The organism is Sulfitobacter dubius (genome assembly GCF_027214245.1).
GTDB classification, from domain to species: Bacteria; Pseudomonadota; Alphaproteobacteria; order Rhodobacterales; family Rhodobacteraceae; genus Sulfitobacter; species Sulfitobacter dubius_A.
The window spans coordinates 378,840-404,069 of the sequence record NZ_JAPWHM010000003.1 but is presented as its reverse complement, the minus strand read 5'-3'; the positions used below and the strand labels follow the sequence as shown (position 1 = coordinate 404,069).

The following is a 25,230-nucleotide window of genomic DNA, read 5'->3' as shown; positions in this document are numbered from 1 at the left end:
CCGGTTGGCCTATCGAAACGCCCCTAAACGCGCGCCTTTCGAGGCGCGCGTTTTTCGTTTTGGCAGGGGGTAGGCCGCCCCGCATTCCGCTACAGTTTTTGCGCCAAACCCTCTTGCAAGCATCGCCGCAATTGGCTACTTCGCCCCGCAAGGGTGATTAGCTCAGTGGTAGAGCGCTTCGTTCACATCGAAGATGTCAGGAGTTCAAATCTCTTATCACCCACCATTTTCCTACGTTTTGTATAAATTCAATCGGCTGCCCGCGGGACGGCACTCTGGCTCATCTGCGCATGATCCCAGCCACCGGGTAGGCTTGCCTTCCCCGCCCTGCGGTGGTCCTTATCCACTCAACGGCCATACCACGGACAACACGGCGGAGAGAGCATGTCGGTACATCCCAAAATTTGGTTCCTGCGGCACGGGCAGTCCGAGTGGAATTGCGCTTTCCGTTTGCAGGGGCATCTCGATTCACCGCTGACCGATCAGGGCATCGCCGAGGCCGCGCAGCAGGCGCAGGTGATGCCGGAGGTGCTTGCGCAAAAGCCCGATATACTCGTCTCGCCGCTTGGCCGTGCGCAGCAGACTGCGCGGATTGCACTAGATGGGTCGTCTTTTCAAACAGATGCGCGTCTGATGGAGATCCATGCAGGCGCGTGGCAGGGGCTCACCCGTGATGAGATACTTGCCGCCAACCCCGATCTCGCCGCGCGTCGTCCAGCGCCGCTGGACATCTACGCCGCCGCGCCGGGCGGGGAGGGGCTGCCGGCGTTTCGCGGGCGGATTCGCGCGCTGCTCGATAGCCTGACCGCGCCCACGGTGCTGGTTGCCCATGGGCTCTGGGGGCAGGTGCTCCGGGCGGAGGCACGCGGCCTTGATCTGGCCGCAGCGGGAGGGTTAAGCAACAAGCAGGGCTGCGTCTATCTGCTGGAGAACGGGACGGAAAGCGTTCTGGAATGCCCTGCATGAGCCGCTACCCGACGCTCTATATCCTGCGCCATGGCGAGACGGAATGGAACCTCGCCAACCGGCTGCAAGGGCATTTCGATTCTCCATTGACCGACACGGGCCGTGCGCAGGCCGCCGCACAGAATGCGATTCTCAAACGCTGCGATCTGGCGGGATTTTCTGCGCTCAGCAGCCCGCAGGGGCGGGCGGTGGCAACGGCGGAACTTGCGCTGGCGGGGCTGGGAATGACGGTCGCGACGGACGCCCGACTGGGTGAGATCGGCATCGGCGCATGGGCAGGCAAGTCTCGCGATACATTGCTGCGCCAAACCCCAGACGCGCGTGATTCCTATGATCTTTACGAACATGCCCCTGATGGCGAAGGATTCGCGGCGCTTTATGAGCGCTGCCGCAGCTTTCTCGACAGTCTGACCGGGCCTCATGTTCTGGTGACACATGGCATCACATCGCGCATGCTGCGCCTTATTTTACTGGACCACGCGCCAAGCGTGCTGCGAGACATGCAAGGCGGGCAGGGGGTGGTGTTTCGGCTTGAGAACGGTGATCAAAAAAGGCTGACATTATAGGCTTGAAGCCCGCCCCCACCTTGCGCTATGAGGTCCAAGTCGGGTCGTTAGCTCAGTTGGTAGAGCGCTTCGTTTACACCGAAGATGTCGGGAGTTCGAGCCTCTCACGACCCACCACCTCCCCACCTATTCGTTTGTTGTGATCGACTGCCGCAGCGGAGGGCCCGACCGACGCCCGTTCGCTGCGCGGTCAGTCTGGGTCGGGAGTTCGAGCCTCTCAGGACCCACCACCTCCCCACCTATTCGTTTGTTTTGATTGACTGCCGCAACGGTAGGCCCGACCGACGCCCGTCCGCTGCGCGGCCAGTTTGGGGCGGGAGTTCGAGGCTTCTACGGCCCAACACTCCCCTCCCGTTAAGCGATGTCCGATCGGCCATTAAGAAGAGTGCCTGTGCAGCTTGCGCAGCGTCTTGGTCCGGCCGCATGCCCAGTCCTTGTGAGCCTCGGATGGCTGGCCAAGAAAGCTATGCAATTCCGCTGCCCGACCCTCTGAACACCAGCGACCAATCCGAGAAAAGCGCCCCGAACCCTCGGCGAACATCGCGGGTTCTGAAGCCCCGAAACCGGCCCCCCAAACGCCCCTAGAACAACTTGCGAAATTTTCATATTTTCGCACAAACCGCGCTTGACGGCAGAGCGCCCTCACCATAGAACACCCAAACGCTCCGGGGCGACCTGGAGAGTGCAGCGGGCGGTTGTAGCTCAGTTGGTTAGAGTACCGGCCTGTCACGCCGGGGGTCGCGGGTTCGAGCCCCGTCAACCGCGCCACCGCTGCCTGAAAAGGGGACCTCTTCGAGGTCCCTTTTTTCGTTTCCAGCCCCCACAGAATACTGCGCGAAACTTCTTTTCCCAAAGCGCATTTTCTCGGGCGAATGCGCTTGACGGCCCGCGCCCCTTGGCCTATTCCGCCCACATCGCGCGGTTGTAGCTCAGTTGGTTAGAGTACCGGCCTGTCACGCCGGGGGTCGCGGGTTCGAGCCCCGTCAACCGCGCCACTTTCTCCCCTTCGTTATAGTAGACATACACTGCGACCAAAGCGGTCGCACGGGTGGCGCGCGCCGCAGGTTTGCATCGCCCAACGCGGCATATTGGCGACCGGGCAGGCCCGATCGCAAGTGGGGAGCAATTGGCGACCGGGCAGGCCCGATCGCCGATGGGATCAGGTCAGCGCATCAAGGATGCGGGCCCAAGACCGGATGCCCTTGTGAAAGCTCTCCATGTCGTATTTCTCGTTCGGGGAGTGGATCTGGTCATCGTCCTTGCCGAAGCCGATCAACATCGGCTCAATGCCCAGAATCTTCTGAAAATGCCCCGCAATCGGGATTGAGCCGCCACAGCCTATATAAGCCGCAGGCACCTGCCACTCGTTGCTGAGCGCTTGCCGGGCGGGTTCGAACATCGGATGGCCGATTTCCACGCCCGAGGCCTGGCTCGCGCCATGGCCTGAGAATGCCACCGTGCAATCCTCTGGCAGCATCTCGGCCACCATCTTGCGGAAGTTCTCGCGAATGGCGAGCGGGTCTTGGGTGCCAACAAGTCGGAAGCTGATCTTGGCATGCGCCTCAGACGGCAGTACCGTTTTGAAACCGTCACCGGTATAGCCGCCCCAGATGCCGTTGACCTCACAAGTCGGGCGCGACCAGATCATCTCAAGCGGGGTGCGGTCCTGTTCGCCTGCGGGTTTGCTGAGACCTACGTCGCCGAGGAAGGCGGCATGGTCAAAGGCCAGCCCCTGCCACTGCGCTTCCAGATCCTCGGGCAGGTCCGGCACGCCGTCATAGAAGCCGGGGATGGTGATGCGGCCTTCATCGTCATGCAGCGACGCGATCACTTTGCTGAGCGCGCGGATCGGGTTCATCGAAATGCCGCCGTACATGCCCGAATGAAGGTCTTTGGAGGGGGCAGTGACGGTGAGTTCTTCGCCCAAAAGCCCGCGCAGCATGGTGACGATGGCGGGGGTCTTGCTCTCAAAAAGCCCGGTGTCGCAGATCATCGCCACATCGGCTTTCAATTCCTCGGCGTTTTCCTCCATGAAGGGGACAAGCGACGGCGAGCCGGATTCCTCTTCGCCTTCGAGGAAGAAGGTGATGCGGCAGGGCCAGTCGCCCTTCACCTCTTTCCACGCGCGCAGGGCTTCAAGGATCGTCATCAACTGCCCCTTATCGTCGGCAGCCCCACGGCCCCGGATCACGCGGCCCTTGTCGGTGTCCTCAACCGCCGGATCGAAGGGGTCGCGGTGCCAAAGGTTCAGCGGGTCGACCGGCTGCACATCATAGTGGCCGTAGAACAGCAGGTGCGGCTTGCCTTCGCCCACATGTCCCACGACCATCGGATGCCCTGGCGTGGTGCGTTTTTCGGCCTCTACCCCCATGGATTTAAGGTCAGCCACCAGCCAATCGGCGGCGCGGTCGCAATCGGCCTTATAGGCCGGATCGGTTGAGATCGACGGGATGCGCAGCAGGTCTAGCAGACGGTCGGTGGCAGCGGGCAGATCGTCGTCGATCCGGGCGAGAACATCGTCGAGGGACATGGCTTAAATTCCTTGCGCTTGTCAGTTTGGCGCGAAGGTATCAGGCGGGCAGGGCGTGTCCAGTGTCCGCGGGGCCAGTGTTTAGAACGTGAGCGAGAGGCGGCTGCCCTCGGGCGTAAGGCGGTGATCGACCTGCGCATCTAACTGCGACGCTGCCGCCGCCATCAAGGTCTGGCCAATGCTGTCAGGCCGCCGCTTGCCCCCGTTTTTTGAGCCTATGCCGTTGTCTTTGCAGTCCAGATTGAACCGCCCCTCGCGCAGGGTCAGGGCAATTTCAATATGGCCGGGGGCGGCGTCGGGAAAGCCATGTTTTATCGAATTGGCGGCGAACTCACTGATGATGAGGCCCAAAGAGGAAGCGGTGTTGGAGCGCAATGTGGCGTGATCCGTAACATGGCTGATCTTGATATGGTTCGGTGCGGTTTGCTGTAAAAGCCCCACGACCTTGTCGAGGTATTTGTCTGCAGCGACCTCATCCTGCCCGCCGCCGGATTGCAGCTCTCCGTGCAGCGTTGCCATAGCATTGACGCGGCGTTGGATGCCATCAAGGACATCGACCGTGGCCTTGTCATCCAGCTGCCGGGCGTGCAGCCGAACCATTGCCGACAGCGTCTGAAGCGAATTTTTGACGCGGTGATCGGCTTCGCTCATCAGTACTTCCTGCCGGCGCAGGGCAAGGCGAAGATCAAGCTGTTTCATCACCTGCCGGGCCAGAACGGCGACAGTCTTGCGTTGCAATGCTGTCAGCTTGCGCGGCTTGTTGTCGAGGATGCACAGCGTGCCAAGGGGCAGCCCATCGGGCGCCAGCAGCAGGGCGCCCGCGTAAAAACGTATCCCGTCGCCCGCGATGCAAAGCGGATTGTCCGCCGTGCGCGGGTCATTCAACGTGTCCGGAATCTCGACAAAGGGGTCTTCCAATATCGCATGAGAGCAAAGTGACGTATCAAGCGGCGTTTCCCGCGCGCCCAGCCCGACCTCGGCCTTGAACCACTGACGGTCCTTGTCGATCAGGTTAATGACCGAAATCGGCGCGTCGCAGATCTCTGCTGCAAGCTCAACGATCTCGTCAAACTCCCTCTCGCGCGGGGTGTCGAGAATGTCATAACCATAGAGCGTCCGAAGGCGCTGGTCCTGCTGGGGGTGGGGATTGGCGCGCAAAACAATACCCCTTTCTGGGTTTGCTCTTGAAGACATGAAAGCGCCCGAAAAGACAAGCAAACAATCGCAAATAGCCACCGGAACCGCGCCCTTGCCTGCGACAGTTCGCCCCGCAGGGGCCGCTCGATAAAAGATTGAAGCTTTGGTCTCAAATCTGTAACCATTCTAAAAGCTGAATATGGAGGGGCCGCCTCCTGTTCGCGCCAAGAAGATGGAGACGCGCATGGACTATAACGAGAAGCTCGACGCGGCGATTGCGCGCCTGCATGACGAAGGACGCTACCGGACCTTTATCGACATTGAGCGTCGCAATGGACAATTCCCCCATGCGGTCTGGACCAAGCCCGACGGCAGCCAGCAGGACATCACGGTTTGGTGCGGGAATGACTACCTCGGCATGGGGCAGAACCCGGTGGTGATCGAGGCGATGGAAGAGGCGTTGCGCGCAACTGGCGCAGGCTCTGGCGGCACGCGCAATATCTCGGGCACGACGGTTTACCACAAACAGCTAGAGGCCGAACTGGCCGATCTGCATGGCAAGGAAGCGGCGTTGCTGTTCACCTCGGCCTATATCGCCAATGACGCCACGCTTTCCACGCTGCCCAAGCTGTTTCCGGGGCTGATCATTTATTCCGACGCGCTGAACCATGCCTCCATGATCGAAGGGGTGCGCCGCAATGGCGGGGCCAAGCGCATCTTCCGCCACAACGACGTCGCCCATCTGCGCGAGCTGATGGAGGCCGACGACCCCGCCGCGCCCAAGCTTATTGCATTTGAATCGATCTATTCCATGGACGGTGATTTCGGCCCCATCGAAGAAATTTGCGATCTGGCCGATGAATTCGGCGCGCTGACCTATATCGACGAAGTGCACGCCGTGGGCATGTATGGCCCGCGCGGGGCAGGGGTGGCAGAGCGTGACCGCCTGATGCACCGGCTCGACATCATCAACGGCACGCTGGCCAAGGCCTACGGCGTGATGGGCGGCTATATCGCGGCCTCGGCCAAGATGTGCGACGCGATCCGTTCCTATGCGCCGGGCTTCATCTTTACCACTTCGCTGCCGCCCGCCGTGGCGGCGGGGGCGGCCGCTTCGGTTGCCTATCTCAAACGCGCGCCCGAACTGCGCGAAAAGCACCAGCAGCAGGCCAAAGCGCTGAAACTGCGGCTTAAGGGGCTGGGATTGCCGATCATCGACCACGGCAGCCATATCGTGCCTGTCATGGTAGGCAACCCGGTCCATACCAAGCTGCTGTCGGACATGCTGCTCGAAGATCATGGCATCTATGTCCAGCCCATCAACTTCCCCACCGTGCCACGCGGCACAGAGCGGCTGCGCTTCACGCCGTCGCCGGTGCACGGGCCCAAGGAAATGGACGCGCTTGTTCGCGGGATGGACACGCTCTGGTCTCATTGTGCGCTGAATCGTGCCGAAGCTGCAGGCTAACGCAGCGCTATTCGTGTTTTGCGTTGTCTTGTGGTAGCCTTTTGTCAAGAAAAGGCTACATCCGAATCGTTGGGGCGTGTTTGGATCAAAGCTACAGGCTAATAGGGACAGGGCATATTGATGATCGGGCGATGGGCCTCCAGAACCGCTGAGGACGAAACAGTCGAACCCAAAGGGTTCGATGCATTCGAATTGCGGTTGGGGGATGTCATGCGCGGTGAACGCGCCACGCTCGGTAAATCCCTGCTCGACGTGCAGCGCGAACTGCGCATCAAAGCCTCCTATATCGCGGCGATTGAGAATTGCGATCCGGGTGCATTCGACACGCCCGGTTTCATCGCAGGCTACGTGCGCTCTTATGCACGCTACCTCAACATGGACCCCGATCAGGCCTTTGCCGCTTTCTGCAAGGAATCCGGTTTCGCCGTGGCGCATGGCATGTCCGCCGAAGCCTCGGTGGTTAAAAAGCCCAGTTTCGAAGAGCGCCGCAAGACCCCGAAAGAAGACGATCTTTTCGCCCGCCCTAATACGCCTTTCGTGCCTACGGGTGATGGGCTGCTCAGCCGGATTGAGCCCGGTGCTGTAGGCTCTTCGCTGGTGCTGATCGCGCTGATTTCTGCCATCGGCTTTGGCGGCTGGACTGTGCTGAAAGAGGTGCAGCGCGTGCAGGTGGCACCGGTGGATCAGACCCCGACTGTGCTGTCCGACCTTGACCCGCTGGACGGGGCGCTGGCCCGCGCCCCTGACGCGGAAGACGATTCCGCCGCGCCCCAAAGCGTGGAAAGCCCGCGCGCTGATGCGCTCGACCGGCTTTATCGTCCGCAGGCTTTGGATGTGCCGGTGTTGGTGGCGCGTGATGCGCCCATTGCCTCCATTGATCCGCGTTCCGTCAGCAATTTCCCGACCCCCGACCGCCCCGCCACGGCAGAGCCAAGCACCGCCGTGGCCGAGAATGGCACGATCGACGCTGCTATCGACGAAGCCCTGATGCTTGCCAATGCCGAGACCGATCTGCCCAAACCGCAGGTGGTGGAGCCTTTGGGTGACAAGGTGCGTATGGTCGCGGCCTATCCCTCATGGGTGCGGGTGCGCGCCGCCGATGGCACGGTGATTTTCGAAGGCGTAATGAATAAGGGCGACACATGGGATGTCCCTGTCACCGAAGAGCCGCCCTCCCTGCGGACGGGAGAATCCGGTGCGCTTTATTTCGCCATGGCAGACGGATGTTTCGGCCCTGTCGGGCCGCGTGGTGCTGTCACCTCGAATGTGCCGCTCCACGCGCAGGCGCTGGCCGAACTTTATCAGCCAGTTGACCCAAAGGCAGAGCAATCGCTGAGCCGGATGTTCGCCGATCTTGAAGGTTCGCTTGACCCCTCCGCGCTGGCGGCGATGCCCTGTCAGGGCAGCTAAGCGCGCGGGCCTTCGCTTCCCATTGCACATGAGGCCCCGGCTGAATAGGTAGGGGCCATAGCCCCTGATCCCGCGAAAGGTGTCTTCATGTCGCTTCATTCCATTCGCCCTTGGCGCGATATTCCGCGTCGCAAATCCCGGCAGATCATGGTGGGGAATGTGCCGGTGGGCGGTGATGCGCCGATCACCGTGCAGACCATGACAAATACGCTGACCACTGATGTGGCCGCCACCATTAAGCAGGTGCAGGCCGCCGCCGATGCGGGCGCGGATATCGTGCGTGTCTCGGTCCCGGATGAGGCGTCTTCAAAAGCCCTGCGTGAGATCGTGCGCGAGGTGTCTGTGCCCATCGTGGCGGACATTCATTTCCATTACAAGCGCGGGATCGAGGCCGCCGAGGCCGGTGCCGCCTGCCTGCGCATCAACCCCGGCAACATCGGTGACGAAAAGCGCGTGCGCGAGGTCATCAAGGCCGCGCGGGACCATAATTGCTCCATTCGGATCGGCGTGAATGCAGGCTCGCTGGAGCGGCATTTGCTGGAGAAATACGGCGAGCCTTGCCCCGATGCGATGGTCGAAAGCGGTCTGGATCACATTAAGATCCTGCAAGATAACGATTTCCATGAGTTCAAGATTTCCTGCAAGGCGTCCGACGTCTTCATGGCCGCCGCCGCCTACCAACAGCTTGCCGATGCCACTGACGCGCCCATCCACCTTGGCATTACCGAGGCGGGCGGGCTGATGTCGGGCACGATTAAATCGGCCATTGGTCTGGGCAATCTGCTGTGGAGCGGCATCGGCGACACCATCCGCGTTTCGCTATCTGCCGATCCTGTCGAAGAGGTGAAAGTCGGCTACGAAATTCTCAAGTCCCTTGGCCTGCGGCATCGCGGTGTGAACATCATCTCTTGCCCCTCCTGCGCGCGGCAAGGGTTTGACGTGATCAAAACTGTCGAGGCTTTGGAAAAACGGCTGGAGCATATCAAGACGCCCATGAGCCTTAGCATCATTGGCTGTGTGGTGAATGGCCCCGGTGAGGCGCTGATGACCGATGTGGGTTTCACCGGCGGTGGGGCCGGGTCTGGCATGGTCTATCTCGCGGGGAAGCAGAGCCATAAGCTTGGGAATGAGGGCATGATCGAGCATATCGTCGAGCAGGTCGAGGAACGCGCGGCGCAGATTGAGGCTGAAGCGGTGAAAGCGGCGGAATAGGGCGGTGGCTGGGCCGCTGGCCGGGTGGCGGCGGACAGGGAGCGCTTCGGTATTTTTAAAAGGATGAAGACAATGGGGCGCGCGTGAACCGGGAGGGGCGCGTGCTTTCTGGCTGTTTGGAATCTGTTTTTAATCAGCGGGTTGGTTGTGAAGGTTAATGTGGCTTGGGGGTGAGGTGTTTCTCTAGGACCACGGGCGGCATGTGGCCATTGAGGACCATCTCAGGCAGTACGTAGAAGGGGGCGGCGTCGAGCCCTAGGGCGGCGGCCCAGCGGGCAGCCTGGGGCATGTGCAGTTCGTGTTGGATGAATGTCAGTCCGTAGCGCTTTGTAATTTCGGTTAATTCTTTGACGGCGGTATTGCAGGTATCGCAGTCTTGCGCGGTGAAGAGCGCCACGGCGTGGTCTGCCAGAAGCTCGGGGGCGAGGCGTTCGAGCAGGGTTAGGTCGTCTTGAATATATTGCCGCATTTCGGATTGCGCGGACTGTGGCGCTGCCAAGGCTTTGGCGATGACATCGCCATTCGCTAAAATCGCCGCGCGCAATTCACTGTCAAAGGCGGCACGCGCGGTGCGGTCAAGCGTTTGAAGATCACCCGCCCCGGCAGGCAGGGCCAGCGCGAGAGCTGCCATGGCTGCCGGGGCGCGCATCTTTAGCCGCGTTTTTCGTCCACCAGCGCCATCATCTGATCGTAGGGCAGGTAGCCGCGCAGCATTTCATCTTGCATGACAAAGGTGGGGGTGCCGGTGATCTGCAGCTTTTGCGCCAGCGCGCGGGTCTGGGTGATTTCCTGTATGACTTCATCGCTGTCCATCTTGGCTTCAATCGCCGGGACATCGAGATCAAAGCTTTCGCCCAAGCGGCGCAGCGCGGGCAGGGAGACCTCACCGTTAAAGGCCATCAGGGCGTCGTTCAATTGCTTGTAGGCATCGCCGCCCGCGACCTGTTTGGTCGCCACGGCAAAGCGTGAGGCCAGCATGGATTGATCGCCAAGGATTGGGAATTCTTTGACGATCAATTTGATATTACCGTCAGTTTCCAGCAGCTTGGCCACTTCGCCATGGGCGCGTTTGCAATAGCCGCAGCGGTAGTCGAGGAATTCGACCAGCGTGATGTCGCCATCCGGGTTACCACCGACCCAGGAATAACCGTCGTCGAAAATTTCATCTGCGTTGGCGGTGACCAGATCAAAATCGGCCTGCATCTGCGCTTCGGCCTGACGGTTTTGCATCTGCTCAACCGCCTGCAGGATCACCTCGGGGTTTTCCATCAGATAGGCGCGGACTTCGGCGCGGAACTGTGCGCGCTCGGCGTCGGTCAGCTCTGTCAGGTCCATGGCCCCGGCGGGGGCGGCGAGGGCCAGTGCGCTGGCAAAGGCAGGGGCGACGAGGCGGGCGAACATGGGCGGTCCTTTCGGTAGGTCTGCGAAATAGGGGCCAAGGGTTGACGCCCGGCATCAGGCGCGGTGAAAGCATATGCCGAGAGTAGGAGCAAGCCCATGCGCAATTCAACTAGGTCCGCCGTTGATCCCTTTATCGTGATGGACGTGATGCAGGCCGCCAGCGCCGCCGAAGAGGCGGGCCGTCACATCATTCATATGGAGGTCGGCCAGCCCGGCACAGGCGCGCCCAAAGGGGCGGCCGAGGCGTTGACAAAAGCTATGGGGGAAGGGGCTTTGGGCTATACTGTGGCGCTTGGTTTGCCTGCGTTGCGCGCACGGATCGCGCAGATGTATGGCGAGTGGTACAACGTTGATCTTGATCCGGCGCGGGTGGTGATCACCCCCGGATCCTCGGGCGGTTTTTTGCTGGCCTTCACCGCGTTGTTTGATTCCGGTGATCGCGTCGGCATCGGCGCGCCGGGCTATCCCAGTTACCGCCAAATCCTGCGGGCCTTAGGCATGCAGCCGGTCGATCTGCCCGCCGCACCGAAAAACCGCTACCAACCTGTGGCGGCGGATTTCGCGGGCGAAGACCTGCGCGGGTTGCTGGTGGCCTCGCCTGCAAACCCCTCGGGCACGATGCTGGATCGGCCCGCGTTGTCGGCGCTGACGGATGCCTGTGTGGGCAATGACATGTCCTTCATCTCGGATGAGATTTACCATGGCATCGAATACGACAAGAAGGCCGTGACCGCGCTGGAGGTCACCGATGATTGCTATGTCATCAACTCATTCTCCAAGTATTTCTCCATGACCGGGTGGCGCGTGGGTTGGATGGTGGTGCCCGAAGATCAGGTGCGCGTGGTTGAGCGGATCGCGCAGAACATGTTCATCTGCGCCCCCCATGCCAGCCAGATCGCGGCGCTGGCGGCGATGGACTGCGACGACGAATTGCAGGCCAATCTTGCGGTCTATCGCCGCAATCGGGATCTGATGATCGACGGGCTGAAGGACGCCGGTTTCACCGATATCGCCCCGCCCGATGGGGCGTTTTACGTCTATGCGGATGTTTCGCGTTTCACCGATGACAGCCGTGCCTTTGCGGCGGAAATTCTCGACAAAGCAGGGGTGGCCGTGACCCCCGGTCTCGACTTCGATCCGGCGCGGGGGCATAAGACGCTGCGCTTTTCCTACGCGCGCAGCACGGCGGATATGGAAGAGGGCATCGCCCGGCTCAAAGCTTTCATGGCTGCACGCTGAACGCTGGTTTGCCCGCGCGGCAAATGGTAGAAGAGCCAAAACGAGCAGGGTGATCAAACATGCGGGCAGTTCTAAAGGGTCTGGCAATGGCGCTGGCCTGTGCAGTGCCGGTGGCCGGGGCGGCGCAGGAGTTGACCGCATTGGCGCGGGTCGATCCGATGGAGAGCACGGTAAAAGACGGGTGGTTCGGCAAGACCGACCTAACCGTGGCGCTGAGCCAAGGGGTGCCTTTCCGTGTTTTCTTGCTGGATGACCCCGCCCGGCTGATCGTCGATTTCCGTGAGGCCGATTGGTCTGAGGTGGCGCGCGGCGACCTGCTGAAGAAACCGGGCCGCATCTCTGCCCTGCGCTTCGGCGCGTTTCAGCCGGGGTGGTCGCGGTTGGTGGCGGATTTGGCCGAACCGATGATCCCTGCAGAAATCGGCATGCCGGTGGATGCAAGCAGCGGTAAGGCGCGGCTTGAGATTACGTTGGAAACCGTCGCGGCGGAGGTCTTTGCCAAGGCCGCGGGCGTGCCTGTGGATCCCGATTGGACCACCGCGCTCACCGCCCCGCCAAAGCCCGCGGCGGTGGATAAGGACAGCTTTACCATCGTGTTGGACCCCGGTCACGGCGGCATCGATCCCGGCGCGCAGCGCGAGGGGCTGGATGAAAAAGACTTGATGCTGAATTTCGCCCGCGATCTGCGCGATGCGCTGCGGCGCAAGGGCGTGGATGTGCTGCTGACCCGTGACGATGATATCTTTGTAGCGCTGGAGCACCGGGTGGCCATCGCACATCAGGCCGAGGCGGACCTTTTCATTTCACTCCATGCCGACAGCTTGTCGCAGGGCGGGGCGAGCGGGGCCACGGTCTATACGCTTTCGGATGATGCCAGCGACGTGGCGACCGAACATCTTGCCGCGCGGCATGACCGGTCCGACATCATCGCGGGTGCGGATTTGACCGGCTCGGATGATCAAGTGGCGGGTATCTTGCTTGATCTTGCCCGCCAAGAGACCGAGCCGCGTTCGGATGCTTTGGCCGCGACTTTGGTCGAAGGCATGCGTGCGGCGGGCGGGCCGATGAACAGCCGACCGCTGCGGCGGGCCGGGTTTTCGGTCTTGAAATCCGCGGATATTCCATCGGTTCTGGTCGAAGTGGGGTTCCTCAGTTCGAAACGGGATCTGACCAATCTGCGCGATCCGGTGTGGCGCGCGTCGATGGTGAGTGCCATGGCGGATGCGATCGTTGCGTGGCGTGATCAGGATGCGGCGCTCAAGCCCTTGATCAGAAAGTAAAATAGAATGATATGGCCGCTTTGGCGATGGGCGAACATTCGCCCTCGCTGGCGGCCATGTGTTTTGACCCGAGCCAGTGCATCCTGTATAGGCTCGGAACTGTCCCTAGCCAATGGTGGTCCGCGCGCGTGTTTCGATTTGTTCTGTCCTTTTTCGGGGGGATTTTTACCACCCTGACCCTGAGCGTCGGCATGGTGGCTTTGACCATCGGGGCGGTGTTCTGGATGTATGGCCGAGATTTGCCCAGCCACGAGTCGCTGGCGCAATACACGCCGCCGACGATCAGCCGGATTTACTCGGGCCAAGGCCGTTTGATCGATGAATTCGCCAAAGAGCGCCGGCTTTTTGCGCCCGCCAACACCATCCCGGATCTGGTGAAACAGGCGTTCATCTCGGCGGAAGACAAGAACTTTTACACCCACGAAGGCTATGACCTGCGCGGCATCGGTGCGGCGGCGGTGGATGCGGTCAAATCCCGTGGCCGCGATGTGCGCGGGGCCTCGACCATCACCCAGCAGGTGATGAAGAACTTCCTGCTGTCAGGTGACCGCCGGGCCGAGCGCAAGATCAAAGAAATCATCCTCGCCACCCGGATCGAAGAGACGCTGAGCAAAGAGAAGATCCTAGAGCTTTACCTGAACGAGATTTTCCTCGGGCAGAACTCCTATGGCGTGGCCGCGGCCAGCCAGACCTATTTCAACAAAACGTTGAGCGAACTGGCCCCGCATGAGGCCGCCTTCCTCGCATCGCTGCCCAAGGCGCCGTCGGATTACCACCCGGTGCGCCGCAAGGACCGCTTGCTGGCCCGTCGGAACTTCGTGCTGCGCGAGATGAAAGAGAACGGCTATATCTCGGAAGCGGCCTACGAGACGGAAGTGGCGCTGCCGCTGCGCTCGGTCCAGAACGGTGATTTCGAAAGCTTCAAGGCCGAACTGCCGCCGCGTGATTACTTCACCGATGAAATTCGCCGTCAACTCAGTGAGAACTTCGGCGAGGGTGAGTTCTTTACCGGCGGTTTGACCGTGCGCGCGACCATCGACAACGAAATGCAGCCCATCGCCGCCAATGCGCTGCGCCGTCAGTTGGAGCAATATGACCGCGGGCAGGGCATCTGGCGCGGCACGCGGTTCGAGATCCCCGCTGATCAGTTGAACAGCGAAGAGAAATGGCGCGCCGCCCTCGCGGACCTGCGGGTGCCGCGCGACATTGATCTGGAGAACCAGTGGTATCCTGCCGTGGTGCTGGAGGTCGGCAATCGCGATGCGCGGATCGGCATCGAAGGGGTCGACGAAGACGAAGATGGTCACTGGATCCCTGCCGATGATGTGCAATGGGCGCGCAAGCGCTTGGACGACGGCAAACTGGCCTCAAAGGCTCAGGTGGCCGGTGATCTGCTTGAGGTTGGCGAAGTGGTGTTGGTGCGCCGCATGACCTCCGATAGTGACGGTTCCTTTATCCGCTGGACGCTGCGGCAGGTGCCCGAAGTGCAGGGCGGTTTCGTCGCGATGGACGTGCACACGGGCCGGGTGATTGCGATGCAGGGCGGGTTTTCTTATCAGGCGAGCGTGTTCAACCGCGCGACCCAAGCCAAACGGCAGCCGGGGTCGAGCTTTAAGCCCTTCGTCTACGCCTCCGCGCTCGACAGTGGCTATAGCCCCGCGACCATCGTGGTGGACGCACCTATTGAGATCAACACGCCGCAGGGCGTCTGGCGGCCCCAGAACGCCTCGCATAAATTCTATGGTCCCACGCCCCTGCGCACTGGGATCGAACAGTCGCGCAACCTGATGACCATCCGTCTTGCGCAAGAAGTCGGGATGGATGTGGTCGGCAGCTATGCCGAGCGGTTCGGCGTTTATGACGATCTGGCGCCGCTGCTGTCAAACGCGCTCGGCAGTCAGGAAACCACGCTTTATCAAATGGTGTCGGCCTATGCGATGTTCGCCAATGGCGGGGAGCGGGTGCAGCCCACGTTGGTTGACCGGGTGCAAGACCGCTATGGCCGCACCGTCTACAAACATGACGAGCGTAAATGCTACGACTGCGAGCAGATCAACCTCGCCCCCGGCGAAGCGCCGCGGATCATCTCGAACCGCGAGCGGGTGATGGACCCGGTGACGGCCTATCAGCTGACCTCAATGATGCGCGGCGTGGTAGAACGCGGCACGGCCCGCAATGCCATCAATCTGCCAGTGCCAATCGCTGGCAAGACCGGCACCACCAACGATGAGAAAGACGCATGGTTCGTCGGCTTTTCGTCCAACGTGGTGGCAGGCTGCTACATCGGTTTCGACACGCCGCGCCCGATGGGCCGGGGCGCGGGCGGCGGGCGGCTTTGCGCGCCGGTCTTCCAGCGCTTCATGTCTGAGGCGATCAAGAAATACGGCGGCGGTGACTTTGCGGTCCCCGAACAGTGCCGCTTTATCAAGATCGACCGTTTCAGCGGTGCGCGGCTGAGCGATAACGCCTCGGGTGGTAATGTGGTGTCGGAATGTTTCCGCGATGGCGAAGAGCCGCTGTTTGGCATCTCCTTCGATGGCGGCTTTGCCATGGGGTCGGACCTGCCATTGGTCGAGGAACTGGGCGGCTCGGCTGCATCGTCTTCGCGTCAGGTCACCACATCGACGGGCAAAAAGGCCACCGTCGGCCCCAAGGCAAGCTTTGGCACGCTGAGCTCGGGCGGCCTTTACTAATTAGGTCGGCGGGGCGAAGGCGCGCTTTGCCTCCCCCCACTTGCCGCCGCTGGCGGGCTGGTCTATCTCTCGTGCGGCTCCGGTTTTCGGGGCCGCATTACTTATCAAAGGCAGGCACACATGCGCGCAGAGGCACAGAATACCGCGGACCAGATCAGCAAATCGCTGGAATTGCTGGCCCAGCGACTGGATGTGGAGACCGCGCCCTACCGGCTGGAAGAATTCAACGCCCGCGTCGAAGATCCGAACCTTTGGGATAACCCCGATGCTGCGCAAAAGCTGATGCGCGAACGGCAGTCGCTGGTGGATGCCATCGACACCTATGAGGGCATCAAACAGGAGCTGGCAGACAACGTCGAACTGATCGAGTTGGGCGAGATGGAAGAGGACGAAGAGGTCATCTCCGACGCGGAGAAGGCGCTGAAGGCGCTGGCCGAAAAGGCCGCTCAAAAGGAACTCGAAGCGCTGCTGAATGGTGAGGCCGACAGCAACGACACCTTCCTAGAGATCAACGCAGGCGCGGGCGGCACGGAAAGCTGCGACTGGGCCAGCATGTTGGCGCGGATGTATGTCCGTTGGGCCGAGAAGAAAGGCTATAAAGTCGATCTTCAGGCCGAAAGCGCGGGCGACGAGGCGGGCATCAAATCCGCGACCTATAAGATTGAAGGGCACAACGCCTACGGCTGGCTGAAGTCCGAAAGCGGCGTGCACCGCTTGGTGCGCATTTCGCCCTTCGACTCGGCGGCCAAGCGGCACACCTCTTTCACTTCCGTAAAAGTTTACCCCGTGGTCGACGACAATATCGAGATCGAAGTGAACCCTTCGGACATCCGCATCGACACCTACCGGTCGTCCGGCGCGGGCGGTCAGCACGTCAACACTACCGACTCGGCGGTGCGGATCACCCACCACCCCACGGGCATCGTCGTGACATCTTCTGAAAAGTCGCAACACCAGAACCGCGACATCGCCATGAAAGCGCTGAAATCGCGGCTTTATCAGATGGAGTTGGACAAGCGTTCGGCGCTGGTCAACGAAGCGCATGAGAACGCGGGCGACGCGGGCTGGGGTAACCAGATCCGGTCCTATGTCTTGCAGCCTTATCAAATGGTGAAAGACCTGCGCACCAATTACGAGACTTCGGACACCAAGGGCGTGCTCGACGGTGACCTGGATGGGCTGATGGGGGCAACGCTGGCACTGGCGGTCTCGGGCAAAAGCCGGGCAGAGGCGCAGGGCGACTGAGCCGGTGCCGTCCCCCTTCATGGAATAATATGTAGCAATAGGGGGACATGATGGATTTGTTAGATTGGGACGCTTCGGACCTGTCTGGGGCGCTGGTCGCGCGCAGGATTTCTGCGGTCGAACTGATGCGGGCGACACTTGCGCAGATCGAGGCGGTGAATGGCAAGGTGAATGCCGTCGTCTCCCTTCGCGACCGTGACACTTTGCTGGCCGAGGCAGAGGCGTCCGACGCCAGCCCGCGCAAGGGTTGGCTACACGGTATCCCCATGGCGATCAAGGATTTGGCTGACGCAGAGGGGCTGCCAACGTCTCAAGGGTCCCCGCTTTTCGGTGCCCAGCTGGCCGTGCGGGATCATCCCGCTGTTGCGCGGCTTCGCGCCGCAGGGGCAATCATCATCGGCAAAACCAACACGCCGGAGTTTGGCCTCGGCAGTCATACGTTCAATCCGGTTCATGGCGCGACGTGCAACCCTTATGACCTAGGCCGCTCGGCTGGCGGTTCCTCAGGCGGGGCGGCGGCGGCGCTGGCGGCGCGGATGGTCGCCGTTGCCGATGGGTCCGACATGATGGGATCCCTGCGCAATCCGGCGGGCTGGAACAACGTCTACGGGATGCGGCCGACATGGGGCAGGGTGCCGTCGGACGATGGCGGCGATCTGTTTCTGCACCAGCTTTCGACCTTGGGTCCGATGGCGCGCAGCCCCCGAGACCTCGCCGCCCTTCTTGATGTGATGAGTGGCGCCGACCCGCGCCAGCCTCTGACCCGCTCCGGCCCGGATACGGCCCCGGATATTGACGCGGGCCTGCCCGCGCAGCGTGTGGGCTGGCTGGGCGATTGGGGCGGTGCCTTCCCATGCGAGCCGGGGATCATTGACCTGAGCGAAGCCGCCTTGAGCCGTTTGGCCGGGCTGGGGCATGAGATCACACCCATCGCCGCGCCCTTTGATGCAGATGCGATGTGGGAAAGCTGGATCACGTTGCGGTCCTTTGCCGTGGCGGCCTCATTGGGGGCGATCTACGACGATCCGGCGCGGCGGGACGGGTTGAAACCCGCTGCGCAATGGGAGGTCGCGCGCGGGCAGGGGTTCTCTGCCTCTGATATCCAGCGCGCCAGCGGCATCCGCTCCGACTGGTTCCGCGCGGCACATGCTCTGTTTGAAGAGGTCGACGTTCTGGTGCTGCCCTCCGCGCAGGTCTGGCCTTTCGACGTCGAAATGGTGCACCCGACCGAAATCAATGGCCAGCCGATGGACAGCTATCACCGTTGGATGCAGGTTGTGGTACCTGCAAGCTTGATCGGTCTGCCGGTGGTGAATATTCCTGCAGGTTTCGACAGCCGCGGCCTGCCTTTGGGGCTGCAACTGATCGGCAAACGCGGCAGCGACGCGCGCTTGTTGCGACTGGCGCAGGGCTGGCATCAGGCGACAGGCTATCCGCAGGCGCAGTCACCCCGGCTGTAGCGGGCCTCAGTTGAACGGCGCGTCGGGCTGAAGCAGGCGGCGGTGATAGGGCATCAGGGCGTCGATGTCGATAAATCCCGCCTGCCGTGCCGCGGGCAGCACCGTTTTGGGATCCTTGCCAATGTATTCGTAGGTCAGCCGCGTCACCCGCGCGCCCGCGGCACTTTCGGGCGCGGTGCGGGTGACATATCCCACCCAAAAGTTATTCTCGAAAGAGGCGACACGGTTGAGGTAGTTGAACGACCCGGTCAGCGTGCGACGCCGCGATACGACGATGGAAACGCCATTCTCTTGCTGCGAGACGATGCCGCGATATTCGCGCGCCGTGGGGCTAGTGGGCAGCCCTTGCTGGCGCAGGGAATGCGCGCTCTCATAGCCCCGCAGGAAGGTGCTGCTGCCGTCGCGCTTGATGTAGACGACCCCAGTCACGAACCTGTCGTGATCCAGAAACGACCGCCGTGCGAAGCGGTAAAAGCCGCTGGGAAAATCCGCCTCGGGCACGTTCTGAACCCCGGTCCCAAGGAAATCCCGCAGGAAACTGTTGTTGATCGGATCTTGGTTGAGCGAAATCTCGGTGACCGGCTCCAACAACACCCGCGCATCAATCTCAAAGAAGCGGCAGATCCGGGCCAGCACGTCGGGCCGGGGGAAGCTTTCGCCCGACAGGTAGCGGTTGAACTGCGTTCGGTTGATCCCAAGTTGCCGGGCAAGATCGGAGATCGACGTATAATCCGACGCCAACTGGCGCAGATTGGCACCGAACATGCTGCGAAGTTCAGAGGGGGAGCGATTGGAAGCGGACATGCGGCCTCGTTCTGATTTGCGACGCAGCCGAAGAATACGGGCTGTTATGGCCAGAGGATCAACCTGCTGACGCGAAGGCGCATCAGAGGTGACGCTGATTTGTGGTTGACCCTACTGGAACCGACACAAAATGCAAGCGGGCGTTGCATTTTAACCTATGTTACACCTTTTTGGATTGTCGCAGAATGAAGGTCAATTATCAGAAGCGGGGGGGGTACTATGATTGGTGTAGTTCTGTGGAGCGATAATACCGCTGGCAAAGCAGTGTTTTGGTGCGAAGATCAAGGCGATCTTGCCTATTACGAAGAGCCTGCGATCTGTATGGGGCACGGTTCGGGGTTCGACCCGGGCGACATGGTACAGTTCGGCATCACAGTGCATCGCAAACTCCGTATCGCCGACAACCCTCGGGTGGTTCTGGAAGATGCGGCCTCACATCTGCCCGACGCCCTGCGCCACGACAGTCCCGCGGTGCAAGAGCCGCAGGCGGCAAAACCGCGCGGGGGCGCTCAGATCATACCCTTTACGACCAAGCCCGGACCGCGCCGAAGCGGCGCGGCCCAGCTTAAAGCCTGAAATTCAGCCCGATCAGACCCCGCGGGCGAGAGCGGCAACGCCCGTGCGGGCAACATCGGCCAGCCCGAGCGGGCGCATCAATTCGGCAAAAGCGTCAATTTTGTCCGGCGCGCCGGTGATTTCGAAAACAAAGCTTTCCAGCGTGCTGTCGACCACATTGGCGCGGAAGATATCCGCAAGCCGCAGCGCTTCGACCCGGTGGTCGCCCTTGCCGACAACCTTGAAGATCGCCAATTCACGCTCAACGCTCGGGCCTTCGACGGTGAGGTCATGCACCTCGTGCACCGGCACGATCCGACCCACCTGCGCCTTGATCTGTTCGATCACCTGCGGGGTGCCGCTGGTGACGATGGTGATGCGCGACAGATGCCCGGTGTGATCGACCTCTGCCACGGTGAGGCTGTCGATGTTATAGCCCCGGCCTGAGAACAAGCCGATCACCCGCGCCAGCGCGCCGGGTTCGTTCTCGACCAGCACTGCAAGCGTGTGTTTTTCGACCACATCCGAGAAATTGGGCCGTAGGTTATAGGCGGAATGCGAGGTCGCACCTTTCTTGATTTTTAGGGCAGCCATGTCTTTGTCCTTCTATCTAGCCGCGGGAATTTTCAAAAATTCCCGGTCGTTTTCTTTGAAAGAAAACGGGTCACACCAGCACTGAGCCTTTTGCGTCGATCACACCTTGGGTCTCATGATCACCCGGCAGCAGCATCTCATTATGCGCCTTGCCGGAAGGGATCATCGGGAAGCAGTTCTCATGCTTCTCGACCAGACAGTCAAAGATCACCGGCCCATCGTAGTTGATCATCTCCATGATCGCGTCATCAAGATCATCGGGGTCGTGGCAGATAATTCCCTTGGCGCCAAAGGCTTCGGCCAGCTTGACGAAATCGGGCAGGGCTTCGGACCAGCTTTGCGAATAGCGCTCGCCGTGCAGCAGTTCTTGCCACTGGCGGACCATGCCAAGGCGCTCATTGTTGAGGATGAACTGTTTCACCGGCAGGCCGAATTGCATCGCCGTGCCCATCTCTTGCATGTTCATCAGCCAAGATGCTTCGCCCGCCACATTGATCACAAGGGCGTCGGGATGGGCCATCTGCACCCCGATGGAGGCCGGGAAACCATAGCCCATGGTCCCGAGGCCACCGCTCGTCATCCAGCGGTTCGGCTCTTCAAAGCCAAGGTATTGCGCAGCCCACATCTGGTGCTGGCCCACTTCGGTGGTGATATAGCGGTCATGACCCTTGGTCAGTGCTTCGAGCCGCGACAGCGCGTGCTGAGGTTTGATCACCTTGCCGGATTGGGTGAACTTCAGACAATCCTTCGCGCGCCATTCTTCGATCTTGGACCACCATTTGGCGAGCCCCTCGCTATTGGTCTTGCGGCCGCGCGATTTCCAGACCTTGAGCAAGTCTTCAAGCACATGGCCCACGTCACCGACGATTGGAATGTCGATGCGGATCACCTTGTTGATCGATGACGGGTCGATGTCGATATGCGCCTTGGTGGATTTGGGGCTGAAACTGTCGATGACGCCGGTGATCCGGTCGTCGAACCGCGCGCCGATGTTGATCATCAGATCGCAATCATGCATCGCCATATTGGCTTCGTACAGCCCGTGCATCCCCAACATGCCCAGCCATTTGTCACCCGACGCCGGGTAGGCGCCGAGACCCATCAACGTCGATGTGATCGGGAAACCCGTGGCATCGACCAATTCGCGCAGCAGCTGGCTTGCCGCCGGGCCGGAGTTGATGACGCCGCCGCCGGTGTAGAAGATCGGGCGCTTGGCCGTCTCCATCGCCGCCACCAGTTCGGTGATCTCGGCCATATCGCCCTTGACCTGCGGTTGATAGCGCGAGGTGGAGGGTTTGGGGGACTCGTAATGGCCCGTGGCAAATTGCACGTCTTTGGGAATGTCGATCAGTACCGGGCCGGGGCGGCCGTGGGTGGCGACATGGAAGGCTTCGTGCAGCGTGGCACCAAGGGTGTCGGTCTCTTTCACCAGCCAGTTGTGCTTGGTGCAGGGACGGGTGATGCCCACGGTGTCGGCCTCCTGAAACGCATCAGAGCCGATCATAAAGGTCGGCACCTGACCGGTCAGCACCACCAGCGGGATCGAGTCGAGAAGCGCATCCGTCAGGCCGGTGACCGCGTTGGTCGCGCCGGGGCCGGAGGTGACCAGCACAACGCCGGGTTTGCCGGTCGAGCGGGCATAGCCTTCGGCGGCATGCACCGCACCCTGCTCGTGGCGCACCAGAACGTGTTTGATCGAGTTCTGTTGAAAGACCTCGTCGTAGATCGGTAGCACCGCGCCACCGGGATATCCAAAGACGGTGTCCACACCCTGGTCAATCAGGGCTTGGACGATCATTTTCGCTCCGGTCATCTGGCGTTTCATCTTGGGTGCTCCGTAAGGCAGGTTATTGGCGTTTGGCATAAAAAAACCCCCGGTCTGACGGGGGCGCATGGGAAGGATTATGGTTAACCGTTACCGGCCCATGCGCGTGTGTCCTACAATAATGACTAGGTCGATCATCTCAGGGGTCCTCTTAGCGTGGCGTGAGATTATGAGGGGGAAAGAGGGGCGTCAACAGCGAAATGGCGAAAATCTTGCACTTGGGTGGGGATTAATTGCTGCTTTATTTCGCCAAGGCCTCATTTTGGGTTCTTTTCGCAAAGAAATCGGCCCTTTGGCGAATTTTATTGAATTGCGGGGGCGCGTTGATGCGCACGATTCAATCGGGCAGCCCAACGGCCCGCCCCGGTTACGCGCAAAATCTATAGGCTTGCTCAGCGCCTTAGCGCGGGCTGACATCCGGCAGGGTAATATTGGCCACCTGCTCGGCAATGGGATCATTGCTCAAAGGATGCTGGTCGGGCACGAAACCTTCAGGGTCACGCATCTTTTGCCACTGCCCGCCCATATAAACCTCAAGACCCGAGAACTTGGCCTTGTACCCCATCTTTTGACTGCCCGGCACCCAGTAGCCAAGGTAGACATAGGGCAAACCCGCCGCGCGGGCGATTTCGATGTGGTCGAGGATGATGTAATTGCCCAGCCCGTTGCGGGGCCGGTCGGGGGTGTAGAAGGAATAGACCATGCTCACCCCGTCGCCTAAGACATCCGTCAAGCAGACGCCGACCAGCGCGTTATCGGCCTCGGGGTCGGTATATTCAATGACCCGACTGCGGATCGGGGTTTCCTCGATCATTGCGGCGAATTCAAAGACATCCATATCCGCCATGCCGCCATCCGCATGGCGGCTATCGAGGTAGCTGCGGAACAGGTCATATTGCTCTTCCGTGGCCCAAGGAGAAGTCGCGCGCCGCTCTAGCCCCGCGTTGCGGTTCAGAATGCGGCGCTGGCTTTTGCTCGGGCGAAAGGCCGCCACGTCGATCCGCGCCGACAGGCAGGCGGCGCAATCGGCGCAAGACGGGCGGTACAGAACATTTTGCGAGCGGCGGAAACCTTGGCTTGATAGGCTGTCATTCAGGCGTGCGGCATTGTCGCCCTGAAGGGCGGTGAACAGCTTGCGCTCCATCCGGCCCTCCAGATAGGGGCAGGGCTGCGGCGCTGTGACATAGAATTGCGGTGTCAAAGGCAGTGTATGTCGCATGGGTTTCCAGCATTTATCGGGGGATGCTATCAACCCCCCCCCGCTGCGCCAAGGGCAAATTTGCGTGATGTCTTAACGGCTGAGGCGGCGGTTCACCGGCACCGTGCCGAGTGCCATGTCCGTCAGGCTTTGACGGCGGGCCGTGGTGCAGATCAACACGGCCGAGACGACCTGAATGATCGTGACCGTCATCGACAGCGAATAGCCGATGGTGTGCAAAAGCGCGGTCATGAAATCAAAGGGCCGGTCGCGGTGGTCGCGCAGTTCCATCGCCATCAGGCGCATCCCCCATGTGGCCGAGCCACTTGTCAGCGTAGCCACCCGGTAGGCAAAGCCCACCACCAGCGTGAGAAAGGGGAAAAAGAACAGCCCGGTAAAGGCCGTGAAGGGCAGGATCAGCAGGCAAAAGACGATCACAAGGGTTACATCGACGATCCAAGCCAGCAGCCGTTTGCCAGCGATGCCGTCATAGAATTGCGGGTGCAGATCGGGGTCGGGGGTCTGGGTCATGTCGCTTCCTGCGAATGGCCCCCCGGCGCGCGGGCCGGGAGGCGGGGGTTAGGGTGGGATCAGGCGCTTGTGGGCGTCTCGTCCCGTTTGGCGCGCTCGTCCATGAACTGGTCGAACTCGGCCTTGTCCTTGGCTTCGCGCAGACGCTCAAGGAAAGCCTCAAAATTGCCCTGTTCCTCTTCCAAACGGCGCAGCGTGTCTGCCTTATAGGCGTCAAAGGCGCTGTTGCCGGTGTTGCGCGACATCATCGCACGGCTGGATTTGCGGCTGTAGGATTTCGAAGAGAACATGCGTTTGCTCCAAGTCATATAGGCAAGAAGGGCAAGGCCAAGGGGCCAGAAGAAGATGAATCCGAGCACCATGGCGGCGATCCAAGCGCCTTTGCCGCGTGCGTCCATCCAGCTTTCGGCCCGCGCCAGCCAGCTGCTGCGGGGGGCATAGGTCGGGTCGGTGGTCACTGTCGTCATTGTTGAGCCTTTCAGTCGTGACGGGCCTGTCGCCGGCCCGGGCGTTTCGGATGATGTGAATGTCTTTCACATTGAATAGATCGGCACGCCGGGGCCCTTTCGCAAGGGTCTATGTGAATGTTTTTTACATTACTTAGGAAACGACTGTAAAATCAGTAACCTGCGCGCCGGAAAGCTGCGCCATTTTCTGCGGCTCAAGGCAGAAAACATGGTGCGGTGTGCCCGCAGCTGCCCAGACCAGCGGGAATTGCAGCAGATTTCGGTCAAACCAAGCACGGGGTGGCGTGGTATGGCCGAGCGGTGCCACGCCGCCGATGGCAAAGCCGGTCTGCGCCCGGATCAGCGCGGCATCGGCCTTGCCCAGTGGTTCTCCGGCCAAAGCTGCTGCGCGGTCCAGATCGACCTGCTGCGCGCCCGCGGTGATGAAAAGTAGCGCCGCACCGCTGTTTTCGCCGCGCAGGACGATGGATTTGGCAATCTGGTCGACCGCACAGCCAAGTGCGGTGGCCGCATCGACCGCCGTGCGTGCTAGGGCCGTCTCGCGTAACTCTGGCGTCACCCCGGTGGCCTCAAGCGTGGCGCGGACCCGTTTCAAACTCTTGCTCATTCTCTGCCCCTTGCTGCATGGCGCCACCTTGGGGCGCGCGCC

The 25,230-nt window shown here is 61.1% G+C and carries 22 protein-coding genes and 4 tRNA genes; 15 read left to right on the top strand and 11 right to left on the bottom strand.

The annotated features are described in order from the left end of the window. Positions 1-151 precede the first annotated feature (151 nt). The 6 genes from O4H31_RS09040 (at position 152) to O4H31_RS09015 (ending at position 2,527) form a co-directional block, all read left to right on the top strand. Positions 152-226 (top strand) — tRNA-Val (locus tag O4H31_RS09040). 158 nt (positions 227-384) lie between these two features. Beyond that, complete coding sequence (locus tag O4H31_RS09035; RefSeq protein ID WP_269344973.1) at positions 385-966, top strand: histidine phosphatase family protein; 582 nt, start codon at positions 385-387, stop codon at positions 964-966. Beyond that, a complete protein-coding gene (locus tag O4H31_RS09030) occupies positions 963-1,532 on the top strand; it encodes a histidine phosphatase family protein (RefSeq protein ID WP_269344971.1) in 570 nt (189 codons plus the stop codon). The genes O4H31_RS09035 and O4H31_RS09030 overlap by 4 nt, the downstream gene beginning before the upstream one ends. A gap of 41 nt (positions 1,533-1,573) precedes the next feature. Then, positions 1,574-1,649, top strand: a tRNA-Val gene (locus O4H31_RS09025). Between the two features lie 574 nt (positions 1,650-2,223). Further along, positions 2,224-2,300 (top strand) — tRNA-Asp (locus tag O4H31_RS09020). A 150-nt stretch (positions 2,301-2,450) separates the two neighbouring features. Next, positions 2,451-2,527: transfer RNA gene (locus O4H31_RS09015), tRNA-Asp, on the top strand. 164 nt (positions 2,528-2,691) lie between these two features. Here O4H31_RS09015 and O4H31_RS09010 read toward each other — a convergent pair. Beyond that, positions 2,692-4,062 (bottom strand): M20/M25/M40 family metallo-hydrolase, encoded by a 1,371-nt coding sequence (locus O4H31_RS09010; RefSeq protein ID WP_269344969.1) that lies wholly within the window; start codon positions 4,060-4,062, stop codon positions 2,692-2,694. An 81-nt stretch (positions 4,063-4,143) separates the two neighbouring features. Further along, complete coding sequence (locus O4H31_RS09005; RefSeq protein WP_269344968.1) at positions 4,144-5,220, bottom strand: sensor histidine kinase; 1,077 nt, start codon at positions 5,218-5,220, stop codon at positions 4,144-4,146. Between the two features lie 223 nt (positions 5,221-5,443). Here O4H31_RS09005 and hemA point away from each other — a divergent pair, with 223 nt between their 5' ends. The 3 genes from hemA to ispG all read left to right on the top strand — a co-directional run bounded on the left by hemA (position 5,444) and on the right by ispG (position 9,289). Beyond that, positions 5,444-6,667 (top strand): 5-aminolevulinate synthase, encoded by a 1,224-nt coding sequence (gene hemA, locus O4H31_RS09000; RefSeq protein WP_269344967.1) that lies wholly within the window; start codon positions 5,444-5,446, stop codon positions 6,665-6,667. A 120-nt stretch (positions 6,668-6,787) separates the two neighbouring features. Further along, a complete protein-coding gene (locus tag O4H31_RS08995; protein ID WP_269344966.1) occupies positions 6,788-8,077 on the top strand; it encodes a helix-turn-helix domain-containing protein in 1,290 nt (429 codons plus the stop codon). Positions 8,078-8,164: 87 nt separating this feature from the next. Then, positions 8,165-9,289 (top strand): flavodoxin-dependent (E)-4-hydroxy-3-methylbut-2-enyl-diphosphate synthase, encoded by a 1,125-nt coding sequence (gene ispG / locus O4H31_RS08990; protein ID WP_269344964.1) that lies wholly within the window; start codon positions 8,165-8,167, stop codon positions 9,287-9,289. Positions 9,290-9,443: 154 nt separating this feature from the next. Here the strand turns inward: ispG and O4H31_RS08985 are convergent, their stop codons facing one another. Continuing rightward, positions 9,444-9,938: a disulfide bond formation protein DsbA gene (locus O4H31_RS08985; RefSeq protein WP_269344962.1), complete on the bottom strand. Its 495-nt coding sequence runs from the start codon at positions 9,936-9,938 to the stop codon at positions 9,444-9,446. 2 nt (positions 9,939-9,940) lie between these two features. Continuing rightward, on the bottom strand, positions 9,941-10,690 hold the full coding sequence (locus O4H31_RS08980; protein ID WP_269344961.1) for a DsbA family protein: 750 nt from the start codon (positions 10,688-10,690) through the stop codon (positions 9,941-9,943). 96 nt (positions 10,691-10,786) lie between these two features. On the opposite strand from O4H31_RS08980, the gene O4H31_RS08975 reads away from it, so the two are divergent. The 5 genes from O4H31_RS08975 (at position 10,787) to O4H31_RS08955 (ending at position 18,607) form a co-directional block, all read left to right on the top strand. After that, positions 10,787-11,929: a pyridoxal phosphate-dependent aminotransferase gene (locus tag O4H31_RS08975; RefSeq protein ID WP_269344960.1), complete on the top strand. Its 1,143-nt coding sequence runs from the start codon at positions 10,787-10,789 to the stop codon at positions 11,927-11,929. A gap of 59 nt (positions 11,930-11,988) precedes the next feature. Further along, a complete protein-coding gene (locus tag O4H31_RS08970) occupies positions 11,989-13,209 on the top strand; it encodes an N-acetylmuramoyl-L-alanine amidase (RefSeq protein ID WP_269344959.1) in 1,221 nt (406 codons plus the stop codon). Between the two features lie 128 nt (positions 13,210-13,337). Then, a complete protein-coding gene (locus tag O4H31_RS08965; RefSeq protein ID WP_269344957.1) occupies positions 13,338-15,902 on the top strand; it encodes a penicillin-binding protein 1A in 2,565 nt (854 codons plus the stop codon). A gap of 120 nt (positions 15,903-16,022) precedes the next feature. Continuing rightward, on the top strand, positions 16,023-17,147 hold the full coding sequence (gene prfB / locus O4H31_RS08960; protein ID WP_067626206.1) for a peptide chain release factor 2: 1,125 nt from the start codon (positions 16,023-16,025) through the stop codon (positions 17,145-17,147). A 50-nt stretch (positions 17,148-17,197) separates the two neighbouring features. Continuing rightward, positions 17,198-18,607 carry an amidase gene (locus O4H31_RS08955; protein WP_269344954.1) on the top strand — a complete coding sequence of 470 codons (1,410 nt, stop codon included), beginning with the start codon at positions 17,198-17,200 and terminating at the stop codon, positions 18,605-18,607. A 6-nt stretch (positions 18,608-18,613) separates the two neighbouring features. Here O4H31_RS08955 and O4H31_RS08950 read toward each other — a convergent pair whose 3' ends face one another. Continuing rightward, positions 18,614-19,411 (bottom strand): helix-turn-helix domain-containing protein, encoded by a 798-nt coding sequence (locus tag O4H31_RS08950; protein ID WP_269344952.1) that lies wholly within the window; start codon positions 19,409-19,411, stop codon positions 18,614-18,616. A gap of 219 nt (positions 19,412-19,630) precedes the next feature. Here O4H31_RS08950 and O4H31_RS08945 point away from each other — a divergent pair, with 219 nt between their 5' ends. Then, positions 19,631-19,987 (top strand): hypothetical protein, encoded by a 357-nt coding sequence (locus O4H31_RS08945; protein ID WP_269344950.1) that lies wholly within the window; start codon positions 19,631-19,633, stop codon positions 19,985-19,987. 12 nt (positions 19,988-19,999) lie between these two features. On the opposite strand, the gene ilvN is transcribed toward O4H31_RS08945, so the two are convergent. The 6 genes from ilvN to O4H31_RS08915 form a co-directional block, all read right to left on the bottom strand. Then, complete coding sequence (gene ilvN / locus O4H31_RS08940; protein WP_067626213.1) at positions 20,000-20,560, bottom strand: acetolactate synthase small subunit; 561 nt, start codon at positions 20,558-20,560, stop codon at positions 20,000-20,002. 70 nt (positions 20,561-20,630) lie between these two features. Beyond that, on the bottom strand, positions 20,631-22,385 hold the full coding sequence (locus O4H31_RS08935) for an acetolactate synthase 3 large subunit (RefSeq protein ID WP_120352223.1): 1,755 nt from the start codon (positions 22,383-22,385) through the stop codon (positions 20,631-20,633). 400 nt (positions 22,386-22,785) lie between these two features. Next, positions 22,786-23,604, bottom strand: a complete 819-nt coding sequence (locus tag O4H31_RS08930; RefSeq protein WP_067626217.1) for an arginyltransferase — start codon at positions 23,602-23,604, stop codon at positions 22,786-22,788. Between the two features lie 72 nt (positions 23,605-23,676). Then, positions 23,677-24,114 carry an RDD family protein gene (locus tag O4H31_RS08925; RefSeq protein ID WP_132444549.1) on the bottom strand — a complete coding sequence of 146 codons (438 nt, stop codon included), beginning with the start codon at positions 24,112-24,114 and terminating at the stop codon, positions 23,677-23,679. Positions 24,115-24,173: 59 nt separating this feature from the next. Then, positions 24,174-24,581, bottom strand: coding sequence for a DUF2852 domain-containing protein (locus tag O4H31_RS08920; protein WP_269344946.1), 408 nt, complete (start codon positions 24,579-24,581; stop codon positions 24,174-24,176). A gap of 133 nt (positions 24,582-24,714) precedes the next feature. Further along, positions 24,715-25,188 carry a YbaK/EbsC family protein gene (locus O4H31_RS08915; RefSeq protein WP_269344943.1) on the bottom strand — a complete coding sequence of 158 codons (474 nt, stop codon included), beginning with the start codon at positions 25,186-25,188 and terminating at the stop codon, positions 24,715-24,717. Between the last annotated feature and the right edge of the window lie 42 nt (positions 25,189-25,230).